The sequence below is a fragment of the Pantoea sp. X-Soil-OKNW-556 genome (assembly GCF_059730695.1).
The window spans coordinates 3615527-3630963 of record NZ_AP035990.1 but is presented as its reverse complement, the minus strand read 5'-3'; the positions used below and the strand labels follow the sequence as shown (position 1 = coordinate 3630963).

14 protein-coding genes are annotated in these 15437 nt (G+C 55.3%); 12 read left to right on the top strand and 2 right to left on the bottom strand.

The annotated features are described in order from the left end of the window. The first annotated feature begins 371 nt into the window (after nucleotides 1–371). The 5 genes from gcvT to trhA all read left to right on the top strand — a co-directional run bounded on the left by gcvT (nucleotide 372) and on the right by trhA (nucleotide 6517). Nucleotides 372–1469, top strand: a complete 1098-nt coding sequence (gene gcvT / locus AC6I8T_RS16930; RefSeq protein WP_208723679.1) for a glycine cleavage system aminomethyltransferase GcvT — start codon at nucleotides 372–374, stop codon at nucleotides 1467–1469. Nucleotides 1470–1489: 20 nt separating this feature from the next. After that, nucleotides 1490–1876: a glycine cleavage system protein GcvH gene (gene gcvH / locus AC6I8T_RS16925; RefSeq protein ID WP_208723680.1), complete on the top strand. Its 387-nt coding sequence runs from the start codon at nucleotides 1490–1492 to the stop codon at nucleotides 1874–1876. Between the two features lie 84 nt (nucleotides 1877–1960). Beyond that, a complete protein-coding gene (gcvP, locus tag AC6I8T_RS16920; protein WP_208723681.1) occupies nucleotides 1961–4834 on the top strand; it encodes an aminomethyl-transferring glycine dehydrogenase in 2874 nt (957 codons plus the stop codon). A gap of 60 nt (nucleotides 4835–4894) precedes the next feature. Further along, nucleotides 4895–5638 (top strand): SDR family oxidoreductase, encoded by a 744-nt coding sequence (locus AC6I8T_RS16915; protein ID WP_021184623.1) that lies wholly within the window; start codon nucleotides 4895–4897, stop codon nucleotides 5636–5638. Between the two features lie 225 nt (nucleotides 5639–5863). Beyond that, a complete protein-coding gene (trhA, locus tag AC6I8T_RS16910) occupies nucleotides 5864–6517 on the top strand; it encodes a PAQR family membrane homeostasis protein TrhA (protein ID WP_021184622.1) in 654 nt (217 codons plus the stop codon). A 90-nt stretch (nucleotides 6518–6607) separates the two neighbouring features. On the opposite strand, the gene ygfZ is transcribed toward trhA, so the two are convergent. After that, nucleotides 6608–7591, bottom strand: coding sequence for a tRNA-modifying protein YgfZ (gene ygfZ / locus AC6I8T_RS16905; RefSeq protein WP_208723682.1), 984 nt, complete (start codon nucleotides 7589–7591; stop codon nucleotides 6608–6610). Nucleotides 7592–7816: 225 nt separating this feature from the next. Here ygfZ and sdhE point away from each other — a divergent pair, with 225 nt between their 5' ends. Together sdhE and AC6I8T_RS16895 are read left to right on the top strand one after the other, a co-directional pair. Further along, entirely contained in the window at nucleotides 7817–8083 is a 267-nt protein-coding gene (gene sdhE / locus AC6I8T_RS16900; protein ID WP_021184619.1) for an FAD assembly factor SdhE, read from the top strand. Further along, on the top strand, nucleotides 8058–8459 hold the full coding sequence (locus AC6I8T_RS16895; RefSeq protein WP_208723683.1) for a protein YgfX: 402 nt from the start codon (nucleotides 8058–8060) through the stop codon (nucleotides 8457–8459). Before sdhE ends, AC6I8T_RS16895 begins: the two co-directional genes overlap by 26 nt. Before the next feature lie 84 nt (nucleotides 8460–8543). On the opposite strand, the gene fldB is transcribed toward AC6I8T_RS16895, so the two are convergent. Beyond that, nucleotides 8544–9062, bottom strand: coding sequence for a flavodoxin FldB (gene fldB / locus AC6I8T_RS16890; protein ID WP_021184617.1), 519 nt, complete (start codon nucleotides 9060–9062; stop codon nucleotides 8544–8546). A 102-nt stretch (nucleotides 9063–9164) separates the two neighbouring features. Here fldB and xerD point away from each other — a divergent pair, with 102 nt between their 5' ends. The 5 genes from xerD (at nucleotide 9165) to lysS (ending at nucleotide 15255) form a co-directional block, all read left to right on the top strand. Next, complete coding sequence (gene xerD / locus AC6I8T_RS16885; protein WP_021184616.1) at nucleotides 9165–10058, top strand: site-specific tyrosine recombinase XerD; 894 nt, start codon at nucleotides 9165–9167, stop codon at nucleotides 10056–10058. 22 nt (nucleotides 10059–10080) lie between these two features. Beyond that, a complete protein-coding gene (gene dsbC / locus AC6I8T_RS16880) occupies nucleotides 10081–10794 on the top strand; it encodes a bifunctional protein-disulfide isomerase/oxidoreductase DsbC (protein ID WP_021184615.1) in 714 nt (237 codons plus the stop codon). Between the two features lie 6 nt (nucleotides 10795–10800). Next, nucleotides 10801–12531, top strand: coding sequence for a single-stranded-DNA-specific exonuclease RecJ (recJ, locus tag AC6I8T_RS16875; protein WP_497834163.1), 1731 nt, complete (start codon nucleotides 10801–10803; stop codon nucleotides 12529–12531). A gap of 95 nt (nucleotides 12532–12626) precedes the next feature. Further along, a protein-coding gene (prfB, locus tag AC6I8T_RS16870) for a peptide chain release factor 2 (protein ID WP_152521887.1) occupies nucleotides 12627–13725 on the top strand; the annotation gives its coding sequence in 2 pieces (ribosomal slippage) (nucleotides 12627–12701 and nucleotides 12703–13725; 1098 coding nt in all). A 9-nt stretch (nucleotides 13726–13734) separates the two neighbouring features. Further along, nucleotides 13735–15255, top strand: a complete 1521-nt coding sequence (gene lysS / locus AC6I8T_RS16865; protein WP_208723684.1) for a lysine--tRNA ligase — start codon at nucleotides 13735–13737, stop codon at nucleotides 15253–15255. Nucleotides 15256–15437: the final 182 nt, after the last annotated feature.

Below are 15437 nucleotides of genomic sequence, written 5' to 3'. Positions count from 1 at the left end.
TCCTGAGGCATTCTCGCACCCTTTTTGCGCCTCGTTTGATTTATTCTAATTTTACGTCGTAATTCGCATTACATTTTCTCATGCAAAAGATTTTTTTATGCGGTGCCATTGGCCCATACGGAGTGCTGGATTACATTATTTTTCTGTATAAAAGTTAACTTGTTGTATTTTGTGCGTGGTTAATCACATAAAACCAGTGAATTATCCTGCATCCTGTGCGGCGTTTTGCTGACGCCCAACGCAAGTTCGCCCTCGTTTTGCTTATGGTTAATTGCCTCGTTCGGTGGTAACGTCAGCGCAAAGAGAACGTTTGCGTCAGCCGCAATCGGCTACGCAGGCGCGTCACGCTCACTTGTTTCTACAGGATGGTTATGACTCAGCAAACGCCTCTATTCGAACAGCATCAGGCCTGCGGCGCACGTATGGTGGATTTTCACGGCTGGATGATGCCGCTCCACTACGGCTCGCAAATGGATGAGCATCATGTGGTACGCACTGATGCCGGCATGTTTGATGTTTCCCACATGACCATCGTTGACCTGCACGGTGCCCGCACCCGCGAATTTCTGCGTTACCTGCTGGCGAACGACGTCGCCAAACTGACCCAGCCAGGCAAAGCGCTTTACACCGGCATGCTAAATGCATCAGGTGGCGTCATTGATGATTTGATTGTTTACTTTATGACCGAGGACTTCTTCCGTCTGGTGGTGAACTCAGCCACGCGTGAGAAAGACCTTGCATGGATTGGTGAACACGCACAGCCGTATGGCATTACCCTGACTGAACGTGACGATTTAGCACTGATCGCGGTGCAGGGACCGCATGCGCAACAGAAAGCGCAGTCGCTGTTCAGTGCCGCGCAACGTGATGCCGTCGCGGGCATGAAACCGTTCTTCGGTGTGCAGGCGGATGATCTGTTTATCGCTACCACCGGTTATACCGGTGAAGCGGGCTACGAAATTGCCATGCCGGCTAACGCCGCCGCGGATTTCTGGCAGCGCCTGTTGGCGGCAGGGGTTAAACCGGCTGGTTTGGGTGCGCGTGATACGTTGCGTCTGGAAGCGGGGATGAACCTCTACGGCCAGGAGATGGACGAGGGCGTTTCACCGCTGGCGGCGAATATGGGCTGGACCATTGTTTGGGAACCCACCGACCGTGATTTTATTGGCCGCGAGGCGTTGGAAGCTCAGCGCGCTGCCGGAACAGAAAAACTGGTCGGTCTGATCATGACCGAAAAAGGGGTGTTGCGTAACGGCCTGCCGGTACGTTTCACCGATGAACAAGGTCAGCCGCAGCAGGGTATTATTACCAGTGGATCCTTCTCACCGACGCTGGGATACAGCATTGCGCTGGCACGCGTGCCAGCCGGAATTGGCGAGCAGGCGATTGTGGAAATCCGCAATCGTGAAATGCCGGTAAAGGTCACCAAACCAATTTTTGTTCGCGCCGGTAAACCGGTCGCACAGTAACTTTTTCAGGAGATTTGGCGATGAGCAATGTACCAAACGAATTGAAGTACAAAGATAGCCACGAGTGGGTGCGTCAGGAAGCCGATGGCACCTACACCGTAGGGATTACCGAACATGCTCAGGAGCTGTTGGGTGACATGGTGTTTGTCGATCTGCCGGAAGTGGGCCGCGTGGTTGAGAGCGGTGAAGATTGCGCAGTTGCCGAATCGGTAAAAGCGGCTTCTGATATTTACGCTCCCATCAGTGGCGAAATTTTGGCGGTCAACGAAGAGCTGGAAAGCTCACCGGAACTGATCAACAGCGACCCCTACACCGACGGTTGGCTGTTCAAAATCAAGGCCAGCGATGAGTCTGAACTCGAGTCGTTGATGGATGCCGAAGGTTATAAAAAAACCATCGAAGATTAAGCGCCAGTATCAGAAGGTGTCGCGTGGCGGCACCTTTCTTTTTTGTCTGTATTAATACCCAGCCCGATTCAGGATTTACTGCTAATGACTCAGACTCTCAGCCAGCTTGAACATAACGGTGCTTTTATTGAGCGCCATATCGGACCAACGCCGGAGCAACAGGCCACCATGCTGGAAGCGATTGGTGCCAGCTCTTTGGAATCCCTGATTGGTTCCATTGTGCCTGCCGACATCCAATTGCCGGGACCGCCCGCTGTGGGTGATGCAGCCACCGAGCAGCAGGCGCTGGCAGAGCTGAAAGCAATTGCCAGTCAGAACCAGCGTTATAAATCCTGGATTGGTATGGGCTACACTGCGGTGATCACCCCTCCGGTGATTCTGCGCAACATGCTGGAAAATCCGGGCTGGTACACCGCCTATACCCCGTACCAGCCGGAAGTGTCGCAGGGCCGTCTGGAAGCGCTGCTCAACTTCCAGACCCTGACGCTGGACCTGACCGGCCTTGATATCGCATCGGCTTCACTGCTTGACGAAGCCACCGCCGCCGCTGAAGCGATGGCGATGGCAAAACGCGTCAGCAAGCTAAAAAATGCCAACAAATTCTTTATCGCTGACGACATCCATCCGCAAACACTGGATGTGGTGCGTACGCGTGCCGAAACCTTTGGTTTTGAACTGATTATCGATAGCGCAGCAAAAGCGCTCGATCATGACGACCTGTTTGGTGTGCTGCTGCAACAGGCGGGTACCACCGGTGAAGTGCATGACTACCGTTCGCTGATTGCCGAGCTGAAAAGCCGCAAAGTGGTGGTGAGTGTCGCCTCTGACTTTATGGCGTTGGTGCAACTGGAAGCACCGGGCAAGCAGGGCGCAGACATTGTATTTGGTTCTGCGCAACGTTTCGGTGTGCCAATGGGCTACGGTGGTCCTCACGCGGCATTTTTTGCCAGCCGTGACGAGCACAAGCGTTCTATGCCGGGGCGTATCATCGGTGTGTCGCGCGATGCCGCCGGTAACACCGCGCTGCGTATGGCGATGCAAACCCGTGAACAGCATATCCGCCGTGAGAAGGCCAACTCCAACATCTGTACTTCACAGGTGCTGCTGGCAAACATCGCTGGTTTCTATGCGGTTTATCATGGACCGGCTGGCCTGAAACGTATTGCTTCGCGTATCCACCGTCTGACCAGCATCCTGGCGGCCGGACTGAAAAATGGCGGACTGAAACTGCGCCACAATAGCTGGTTCGATACCCTGACCGTCGAAGTGGCTGACAAAGCGGCAGTGCTAAACCGTGCTCTGAGTTTCGGTGTTAACCTGCGTAGCGACATTCATCACGCCGTGGGCATCACGCTGGATGAAACTACCCGTCGTGAAGACGTGCAGGCGCTGTTCGCCATTTTGCTGGGTGATGAACATGGCCAGGACATTGATGCGCTGGACAGCGCCGTGGCTGCTGAAAACAGCGGAATCCCGGCAGCGCAGCAGCGCCAGAGTGCGATTCTCGAGCACCCGGTATTTAACCGTCATCACAGCGAAACTGAGATGATGCGTTATATGCACAGCCTGGAGAAAAAGGATCTGGCGCTGAACCAGGCGATGATCCCGCTCGGTTCCTGCACCATGAAACTGAACGCCGCCGCAGAGATGATCCCAATTACCTGGCCGGAATTCGCTGAACTGCACCCGTTCTGCCCGGCAGAACAGGCGTCCGGTTATCTGCAAATGATCGGCCAACTGTCGCAGTGGTTGGTACAGCTGACCGGTTACGACGCGCTGTGTATGCAGCCGAACTCTGGTGCGCAGGGTGAATATGCTGGCTTGCTGGCTATCCGTCGCTACCACGAAAGCCGTAACGAAGGCGATCGTCATATTTGTTTGATCCCCAGCTCTGCGCATGGCACCAACCCGGCGTCGGCACAGATGGCGGGAATGTCGGTGGTGGTGGTGGCCTGTGACAAACAGGGCAACATCGACCTCGGCGATCTGCGTGAGAAAGCGGCGCAGTCAGGCGATAAACTCTCCTGCATCATGGTGACCTACCCGTCAACGCACGGCGTGTATGAAGAGACTATCCGTGAAGTGTGCCAGATCGTGCATCAGTACGGCGGTCAGGTTTATCTGGATGGCGCCAACATGAACGCACAGGTGGGGATCACCACGCCAGGTTATATCGGCGCGGATGTCTCTCACCTTAACCTGCATAAAACTTTCTGTATTCCACACGGCGGTGGCGGCCCAGGTATGGGACCGATCGGCGTGAAAGCGCATCTGGCACCGTTTGTACCGGGCCATAGCGTAGTGCAGATTGATGGTGTACTGACGCAGCAGGGCGCGGTATCCGCAGCCCCCTTTGGCAGTGCCTCGATTCTGCCGATCAGCTGGATGTATATCCGCATGATGGGTGCTGAAGGATTGAAGCAGGCGAGTTCGGTGGCAATCCTCAATGCCAACTACATCGCCAGCCGTTTGCAGTCAGCCTATCCGATTCTCTATACCGGTCGCGATGATCGCGTGGCGCATGAATGTATTCTTGATATTCGCCCGCTGAAAGAACAAACCGGCATCAGCGAAATGGATATCGCCAAACGTCTGATCGATTACGGGTTCCATGCGCCAACCATGTCATTCCCGGTTGCGGGGACGCTGATGGTCGAGCCGACGGAATCAGAGAGCAAAATCGAGCTGGATCGCTTTATTGATGCGATGTTGGCAATCCGTATGGAAATCGATCGTGTGGCAGATGGTGAATGGCCGGCAGAGGACAACCCGCTGGTCAATGCGCCGCACACTCAGATGGAGATCGTTGGTGAGTGGGCGCATCCGTACAGCCGTGAGCTGGCCGTGTTCCCGGCAGGCAGCGCTAACAAATACTGGCCGACGGTAAAACGTCTGGATGATGTGTTTGGCGATCGCAACCTGTTCTGTAGCTGCGTACCGATGAGTGAGTATGCGTAAGCTACACTGAACCACACGTTATCGAAGGCCGGGAAACCGGCCTTTTTCTTTGGAGGCAAAATGGAACTGGCATTAGTCACTGGCGCAAGTCGCGGTATCGGTCGTGCTACGGCGTTATTACTGGCGCAGGCAGGTTATTGCGTGGCGGTGAATTACCGCCAGCGTGAAGCTGAAGCGCAACAGGTGGTCGCCGCCATCGAAGCACAGGGTGGCAAGGCGTTTACGGTGCAGGCGGATATCGCCGATGAAGCGCAGGTGGTACGGATGTTTCAGCAGCTTGACCGCTACGAAGCGCCGCTGAAGGTGTTGGTCAACAATGCGGGCATTCTGTTTCAGCAGTGCCGCACTGAAGACCTGACCGCAGAACGCCTCCAGCGTGTCTTTGCTACCAATGTCACCGGTACGTTCTTATGCTGCCGCGAAGCGGTGAAGCGCATGGGAACCCAACACGGCGGCAGCGGTGGCGCGATCGTCAACGTGTCATCCGCCGCGGCCAGAACCGGAGCGCCAGGAGAATATGTGGATTACGCCGCCTCCAAAGGCGCGATGGATACACTTACTAAAGGCTTATCGCTGGAAGTTGCCGCGCAGGGGATTCGCGTGAACGGCGTACGTCCGGGATTTATTTACACCGAAATGCATGCTGACGGTGGTGAACCTGGCAGGGTAGATCGGCTTGCCAGCGTTATCCCAATGGGGCGTGGCGGTCAGCCGCAAGAGATCGCCGAGGCTATCCTCTGGCTCACCAGTGATGCCGCATCCTATATCACCGGCACTATCATTGATGCCGCAGGTGGGCGGTAAACAAAATATCTCTCCGATCCGTAGCGGCGCGGATTTATCGCGCAATTTCGCGTGCTGTGCCGGAAAAACCGCGCGATAAATCGCGCCGCTACGTCTGATCATACTGGCTGAAACACTGATTCACAGATTAATTTTAGCGTACATGTGTACACTGAAATTAATTCTGGTTACTCTGATGCACAGAAAAAGCACAGTCAGTTTCTTCGTTTTTCGGGATGCACTCTCATGGTACAGAACCGTCTTATCGCTCAGGGCTATTCGCTGGCAGAGGAGATTGCTAACAGTATCAGCCACGGATTAGGCTGCCTGTTTGGCATTATTGGCCTGGTATTGCTTTTAACGCAAGCCGTTGAAATGCAGGCGGATGCCACCGCGATCACCAGCTACAGTTTGTATGGTGGCAGCATGATCCTGCTGTTTCTGGCGTCGACCCTTTATCACGCCATTCCACACCAGAAAGCCAAATACTGGCTGAAAAAATTTGACCACTGTGCCATCTATTTGCTGATTGCGGGGACGTATACGCCATTCCTGCTGGTGGGACTGAAATCGTCGCTGGCTAAAGGGCTGATGATTGTCATCTGGAGCCTCGCGCTGGCGGGAATCATCTTTAAACTCACCATTGCCCACCGTTTTAAGGTGCTATCGCTGGTCACCTATCTCAGTATGGGCTGGCTGTCGCTGGTGGTGATTTATCAACTGGCAACAAAATTGTCAGCGGGTGGCGTATGGCTGCTGGCGGCGGGCGGGATCGTGTACTCGTTAGGCGTGATTTTCTATGTCGCGCGCCGCATCCCCTATAACCATGCAATCTGGCACGCGTTTGTGTTGGGTGGCAGTGTGTGCCACTTCTGCGCTATTTATTTCTATGTGATGTAAAATCCATCCTCCCGGTCTTGCATATGACATATCTCCCTCTCCCGTCTTGCGGGAGAGGGGCGGGGTGAGGGAAAAGGAAGCCTGAGAAATTTAATCTTCGAGAGAATAGGGCAATGGCTGAATAGTCAGCTTGCCCCCTTCATCACCCTCCACCCGCAGCACGCTATCCGGTTCCAGATCGTTATTCATCACCACCTGAATCCATGCTTCACCGTCATCCAGTTGAACGGCGGTGAGCACGGTGCCGGTGCGACGCCACCTGTCACCCATCTGTAATTCCAGCGACCCATCGGCCGGTGGCAGATGGCTGGCCTGGCCAGCCAGCCAGTACAGCGCGCGTTTGTTGGCGCCACGGAATTTCGCGCGTGCTACCATCTCCTGCCCGGTGTAGCAGCCTTTTTTAAAGCTGATGGCATCCAGCGCTTGCAGGTTAGTGGCTTGTGGGATCAACTGTGCGCTGGTGGCGCTGTCAATCACCGGAATGCCTGCTTCAATATCCAGTGCCAGCCACTGCGTGCTGTCATTGAATTGCGCATCACCCGTCAGTTTATCCTTCAGCGCTTCAGCCTGGGCCAGCGTAGTAACCAACAGGAAGCGTTCCGCCGGTTGCTCAAACCACAGCAGAGTCGTGTCGCCCTGCTCCACCACCGGGGTTGTGGCATCCGGCAGCACCGGGAACAGACCTGCCAGTGCCGTGCGTGCCTGGAAGCCAGCCAGGCCCAGCAGTACGGCATCATCATCGGCGGCAATGGCCACCTTGGCGAACACCGCATATTTTTTCAGCTCCGTAAGCTGGGTATCACGCAGATTACGGCGTACCAGGTAGCCATAACCTTCGCCACGATGAAACAGACGCAGGCTGCTCCACATTTTCCCTTTGGCATCGCAATGCGCGGCCGGACGATGCTGTGTCGCATCCAGCGCGGCTACATCCAGCGTCAGTTGGCCTTGCAAATACGAGGTGCTGTCTTTGCCCTGCACCGCAACCAGCGCCCACTCATCGAGTGACATCAGGGTTAAAGGCAGACGAGATGATGCAGTCGGCTGACGAGGGGGAAGGGTAAATATGGGCATGGGTTTTTCCTGATTAATGGGTTCATCCGTAGACAATCTTTCCATGTTAAAAGAGCAGCGCGGCTTTGCAACCAGTTTGCGGAACCTGACGCACAAATCGCGTGATAACCCTGCATTGTGTGAAAGGGTTTTGCGCGTCACTGCACAGCCAGTGCAGTGACGCCTGCACCCGCGAAAAAAAGCAGGTACACTGAGTGCCATTGTTTGCCGCTGTGGAAAAGAGACATGGATATTCATGACAAAGCCCGCGTCCAATGGGCGTGCCGTCGGGGCATGCTGGAGCTGGACATCGCTATCATGCCGTTTTTCAAATATGAGTACGATTCGCTGACTGACACCGACAAGCAGGTGTTCGTGGCCTTATTGAAAAGCGACGACCCGGATTTATTCAACTGGATGATGAACCACGGTGAACCGGTCGATCCCGAGTTTCAGCGTATGGTGAAACTGATTCAGCAGCGCAATCGTGAACGCGGTCCGGTGGCGATGTAAGCTGCATCCATCGCACAGCGCCCGGATATTGCAGGCGCTGATGCTGCTGCTTTGTTGTTCACTGGTGGTTTGCCTGCCCTGGCCGGAAACATGGCGCTGGAGTAAAGCGCCGTTGTTGTTGGTATTGCTGGTGGAGGGATGGCGTCACCAACGGCAGTTGCAACGATGCTGCGGGCCACTTTCGTTGGATCATCAGGGTATCTGGCACTGGGATGATATGCGCTGGCACAACGCGTGCGCACCAGGCTGGTTGCCGATTGGCGTCTTGCTGGTGCTACGTAACGACCAGGGGCAATGCAGGCGGTTGTGGCTGATGCATGACAACATGCCAGAAGGCAACTGGCGCAGATTGCGCGCCTGCTGTTTAAGCCCGTAGCGGCGCGATTTATCGCGCGGTTTCGTGCGTAATGTGGAAAAAACCGCGCGATAAATCGCGCCGCTACATCGTAGGAATCACGCGTTAAAGTAGCGCGGCGGTTTCCGTCAGAATCTGTTCACACCATTGTTCGATGCGTTCATCACTCAGTTCAAACTGGTTCACATCATCAAGCGCCAGACCGACAAATTGTTTGCCATCGGCGGTTAACGGTTTCGGGCTGGTAAATTCGTAGCCTTCCAGCGGCCAGTAGCCGACAAACTGCACGCCCATCGGCTGCAACAGTTCATGCAGCATACCCAGCGCGTCGAGAAACCATTCACTGTAGCCAATCATGTCACCCATGCCATACAGGGCGACAATTTTTCCGCGCAGGTTCAGCGCCGGGATTTGCGGCCAAATCGCTTCCCAATCCTCCTGCAACTCACCGAAGTCCCAGGTTGGGATACCGAGGATCAGCAAATCGTACTGCTCCATCAACGCCGGATCGTCATCTTTCAGGTTGTGCAGGGTGACTAATTCTTCACCAATAAAGTCGCGAATCTTCTCCGCGGTCATTTCGGTGTAGCAGGTACTTGAACCGTAAAACAGGCCGATATTCATGCAATTAATGCTCTGTCTGAGACTCACTCTGGCGCAATTGTACCAGAAGCAGGCGCTTTTCAGGCATAATGAGCACGATTTCACACCGGCTGGAGGGAGAAAGTGGCAGACAGCGACCTGATTGAACAGTTTCTGGATACGCTCTGGATTGAGCGCAATCTGGCACAAAATACCCTCGCATCCTATCGCCAGGATCTGCAAACTCTCACCGGCTGGCTGCATCATCATGAGCGCACGCTGCTGACGCTGGAAGCACTCGACTTGCAGCAGTTTCTGGCGGAACGGGTGGAGGGCGGTTATAAAGCCACCAGCTCAGCACGTACCCTGAGCGCCATCCGGCGGTTGTTTCAATATCTTTACCGTGAAAAGCTGCGTAGCGACGATCCCAGCGCACTGCTTTCCGCCCCGAAACTCCCGCAGCGCTTGCCCAAGGATCTGAGTGAAAGCCAGGTAGAACGCCTGTTGCAGGCACCCTCGATTGAGATTCCGCTCGAACTGCGCGACAAAGCGATGCTGGAGCTACTCTACGCCACCGGTCTGCGCGTTTCTGAGCTGGTGGGGTTAACCCTGAGCGATGTCAGCCTGCGTCAGGGGGTGGTGCGGGTGATTGGTAAAGGCAACAAAGAGCGCCTTGTGCCAATGGGTGAAGAAGCGATTTACTGGATTGAGCATTATATGACGCATGGTCGTCCGTGGTTGCTCAATGGCCAGACGCTGGATGTGCTATTCCCCAGCAATCGCGCGCAAAAGATGACCCGTCAGACGTTCTGGCACCGGATTAAGCACTACGCTTTGCTGGCCGGAATCGACAGCGAAAAACTGTCGCCGCATGTGTTGCGCCACGCTTTTGCGACACATCTATTGAACCACGGTGCCGATTTGCGCGTCGTACAGATGTTGTTAGGTCACAGCGACCTTTCCACTACCCAAATTTATACGCACGTTGCCACTGAGCGCTTGCGATTGTTACATCAACAGCATCATCCGCGCGCCTGAAACGCGGCAACAAGGAAATGAGATGAAAAAACAGTTAACGATGCTGGCTCTGCTGGTCAGCACCTTCTCCGGGCTGGTTCATGCCGATGACAGCGCCATCCAGCAGGCTTTGAAAAAGTTGGGACTGCAACAGACGGAAATTCAGCCGTCACCGCTGCCAGGCATCAAAACTGTGCTGACGGAGAGTGGCGTGTTGTACGTCACCGACGATGGTAAGCACATGATTCAGGGGCCGTTGTACGATGTCAGCGGCGCACAACCGGTGAACGTGACGAACCAGCTGCTGGAGAAGAAAGTCACGGCGCTGGAACCGCAAATGATTATCTACAAAGCGCCGAAACAACAACACGTTATCACCGTGTTTACCGACATTACCTGTGGTTATTGCCGTAAGCTGCATGAGCAAATGGCTGACTACAACGCGTTGGGCATCACCGTGCGTTACCTGGCATTCCCGCGTGAAGGTCTGCATGGTCAGGTCGAAAAAGCGATGAAAGCCATCTGGTGCAGTGCCGATCGTAACAAACAGTTTGATGAGGCGATGAAAGGTAATGCGCCGCAGATGGACGCACCGGCGACCTGCAAAATCGATCTCGACCAGCAATATAAACTGGGCATCCTGTTTGGTATTCAGGGCACGCCTGCCATCCTGACCGACAGCGGCATGATGATCCCGGGTTATCAGGGGCCACAGGAGCTGAAGCAAGTGCTCGACGGCCAGAAAAGTGGCGGTTAATCCACAGTGATCCATTCTGTTGAACTGCGTCGGCGTGAACCCCATGCCGACGATACCTTGCCTGCCGATTTGCCGCCGCTGCTGCGGCGGCTCTACCTGCAACGTGGCGTGCGTGATGCCGCTGAACTCGAACGCGGTGCTAAACATCTGCTGCCGTGGCAAACGCTTGGTGGCATCGATGCTGCGGTGACGCTGCTGCATCAGATGCTGCGCGACGGTCGCCGCATTGTGGTGGTGGGCGATTTTGACGCCGATGGTGCCACCAGCACCGCGTTAACGGTGCTGGCGCTGCGCAGTCTCGGTGGCAACATCGACTACCTTGTCCCCAACCGTTTTGAAGATGGCTACGGCCTCAGCCCGGAAGTGGTGGAGCAGGCGCGGGCGCGCGGTGCCGAGATGATCCTCACGGTAGATAACGGCATTTCGTCGCATGCGGGCGTCGATACGGCGCATCAGCATGGCATCCCGGTGCTGGTCACCGATCACCACCTGCCGGGTGAAACGCTGCCTGCTGCCGAAGCCATTGTTAACCCAAATCTGAACGACAGCGATTTCCCCTCACGGGCGCTGGCGGGCGTGGGCGTCGCCTTCTATCTGATGCTGGCGTTGCGCGCGTACCTGCGTACGCAAAACTGGTTTAGCGAGGGCCGGGCGGAACCCAATCTGGCGGAATGGCTTGATCTGGTAGCGCTGGGCACCGTGGCTGACGTGGTACCGTTGGATGCCAACAACCGCATTCTGGTGTGGCAAGGCTTAAGCCGCATCCGCGCCGGGAAATGCCGCGCCGGTATTCGTGCGTTGCTGGAAATCGCCAATCGCGATGCGCGACAACTGGTGGCGAGCGATCTCGGTTTCGCCATCGGTCCCCGTCTCAATGCGGCGGGGCGTCTGGATGATATGTCGGTGGGCGTTGCCTTGTTGCTGACCGAAGACATCAGCGAAGCGCGCATGCTGGCCAACGAGCTGGACGCGTTGAATCAGACGCGTAAAGAGATTGAGCAGGGCATGAAAAGCGAAGCGCTGGCGTTGTGTGATGCGCTGGAGCGACAACACACCGACTTGCCGCTCGGTCTGGCGTTCTACCATCCCGAGTGGCATCAGGGAGTGGTAGGGATTTTGGCTTCGCGCCTCAAGGAGCGTTTCCACCGTCCGGTGATCGCTTTCGCTCCGGCAGGGGACGGCACGCTGAAGGGCTCTGGCCGCTCGATTGCCGGGCTCCATCTGCGTGACGCGCTGGAACGTCTCGATACCCTGCATCCTGGCCTGATGATCAAATTCGGCGGTCATGCGATGGCCGCGGGATTATCGCTGCAAGAAGCTCGCTACGAAGAGTTTCGTCAGCGCTTTGCCGCGTTGATTGACGAATGGCTGGATGGCGAAGCGTTGCAGGGGGTAGTCTGGTCAGATGGTGAATTGCGCGCGCAGGAGTTTTCGCTGCAAACCGCTGAGCTACTGCGGGAAGCGGGACCCTGGGGCCAGGCATTCCCTGAACCGGTATTTGATGGCCGGTTTAAACTGCTGCAACAACGGCTGGTGGGTGAACGTCATCTGAAAGTGATGGTGGAGCCGATTGGCGGAGGTCCGTTGCTGGATGGCATCGCCTTTAACGTTGATACGACTTTGTGGCCGGACAGCAGCGTGCGCCAGGTCGAACTGGCCTACAAACTGGACATTAACGAGTATCGTGGCAACCGTTCGGTGCAGCTGATTATCGACCATCTGTGGCCGCTGGCATAAGCGGCCAGCAAAGCTATAAAGTGAACGCGCTTTCGGTTAAACTAGCGCGTTAGATTTTTCTCCTCTCACGAATCGTCAAAAAAGACTGAAAAGCCATGTTTGAAATCAACCCGGTCAAAAACCGTATTCAGGACCTCACCGAGCGCAGCGACGTTCTTAGGGGGTATCTTTGACTACGATGCCAAGAAAGAACGCCTCGAAGAAGTAAACGCCGAGCTGGAACAACCTGACGTCTGGAACGAACCTGAGCGTGCGCAAGCGCTGGGTAAAGAACGTTCGTCGTTAGAAATCATCGTCGGCACCCTGGACCAGATGTATCAGGGGCTGGAAGATGTGCAGGGCCTGCTGGAGCTGGCGGTTGAAGCCGATGACGAAGAAACCTTCAACGACACCATTGCCGAGCTGGACGTGTTGGAAACCAAGCTGGGTGAACTGGAATTCCGTCGTATGTTCTCCGGTGAATACGACAGCGCCGACTGCTACATCGACCTGCAAGCCGGTTCCGGCGGCACCGAAGCGCAGGACTGGGCCAGCATGCTGATGCGCATGTACCTGCGCTGGGCAGAAGCCAAAGGCTTCAAAACCGAGATTATTGAAGAGTCAGAAGGTGAAGTGGCCGGTCTGAAATCCGCCACCATTCGTGTTTCTGGCGAATATGCTTTCGGCTGGCTGCGTACCGAAACCGGCGTCCATCGCCTGGTGCGTAAGAGTCCGTTTGACTCGGGTGGCCGTCGTCACACCTCCTTCAGTTCTGCCTTTATCTATCCGGAAGTGGATGACGATATTGATATCGAAATCAACCCGGCAGATCTGCGTATTGACGTTTACCGTGCTTCGGGCGCGGGTGGTCAGCACGTTAACCGTACGGAATCTGCGGTACGTATCACCCACATTCCGACCGGCACCGTGACCCAGTGTCAGAACGATCGTTCGCAGCATAAGAACAAAGATCAGGCCATGAAGCAGATGAAAGCGAAGCTGTATGAGCTTGAGATGCAAAAGAAAAATGCTGAGAAACAGGCGGCGGAAGATAACAAATCTGACATCGGCTGGGGCAGCCAGATCCGTTCATACGTTCTCGATGATTCGCGCATCAAAGATCTGCGTACTGGCGTAGAAACGCGTAACACCCAGGCGGTGTTGGATGGCGATCTCGATCGTTTTATTGAAGCAAGTTTAAAAGCAGGGCTATAAGGAACCGACATGTCTGAACAACAACCGCAGAGCGCTGATGCCGCACTTGAGTTAAATAACGAACTGAAAACGCGTCGCGAAAAACTCAGCGCGCTGCGTGAAACCGGCGTGGCGTTTCCTAACGATTTTCGCCGTGACACCACCTCCGATCAGCTGCACGCCAGCTATGACGAAAAGAGCAACGAAGAGCTGGAAGACCTTGGCATCGAGGTCAGTGTTGCCGGTCGTATGATGACCCGCCGTATCATGGGCAAAGCGTCATTCATCACGTTGCAGGACGTCGGTGGCCGCATTCAGTTGTACGTGGCGCGCGATGATCTGGCGGAAGGCGTCTACAACGAGCAATTCAAGAAGTGGGATCTCGGCGATATCCTCGGCGCACGCGGTAAGCTGTTCAAAACCAAAACCGGTGAGCTGTCAATCCACTGCTCAGAACTGCGTCTGCTGACCAAAGCGCTGCGTCCTTTGCCGGACAAATTCCACGGCCTGGCCGATCAGGAAACCCGTTATCGTCAGCGTTACCTGGACCTGATTGCCAACGACGAATCGCGTCACACCTTCCAGGTGCGTTCAAAAATCATGGCGGGCATTCGTCAGTTCATGGTTGGTCGCGACTTTATGGAAGTGGAAACCCCGATGATGCAGGTGATCCCGGGTGGTGCGTCAGCCCGTCCGTTTATCACCCATCACAATGCGCTCGACATCGATATGTACCTGCGTATTGCGCCGGAACTGTATCTGAAGCGTCTGGTGGTTGGCGGTTTTGATCGCGTGTTTGAGATCAACCGTAACTTCCGTAACGAAGGCATCTCTCCGCGCCACAACCCAGAGTTCACCATGATGGAACTCTACATGGCGTATGCGGATTACAAAGATCTGATCGAGCTGACCGAAAGCCTGTTCCGTACTCTGGCGCAGGACGTCCTCGGCACCACGGAAGTCCCGTACGGTGAGAACACCTTCGATTTCGGCAAGCCGTTCGAAAAACTCACCATGCGCGAAGCGATCAAAAAGTACCGTCCGGAAACTGATCTGGCGGATCTGGATGATTTCGACAAAGCCGTGGCGATTGCCAACTCACTGCACATCAAAGTCGAGAAGAGCTGGGGTCTGGGCCGCGTGGTTACCGAGATCTTCGAAGAAACCGCCGAAGCGCATCTGATCCAGCCGACCTTCATCACCGAATATCCGGCAGAAGTGTCACCGCTGGCACGTCGTAACGACGAGAACCCGGAAATCACCGATCGCTTTGAATTCTTCATCGGTGGTCGTGAAATCGGTAACGGCTTCTCCGAGCTGAATGATGCGGAAGATCAGGCTGAGCGTTTCCTGCAACAGGTGAACGCTAAAGATGCCGGTGATGACGAAGCGATGTTCTATGACGAAGACTATGTCACCGCGCTGGAACATGGTCTGCCGCCAACTGCCGGTCTGGGTATTGGTATCGACCGTATGGTGATGTTGTTTACCAACAGCCACACCATTCGCGACGTAATCCTGTTCCCGGCACTGCGCCCTTCAGGTAAATAATCACACCATCCGTAGCGGCGCGATTAATCGCGCAGTCCAGTGCACGATGTGGGAAACCCCGCGCGATAAATCGCGCCGCTACATCCGGAAAAGGTCGGCATTGATGCCGACCTTTTTTCTCCATTAAAAAATCCAGATGACAACCCGGCACGCTCTGTGCAGGATGGTTTTTTTATTTTCAG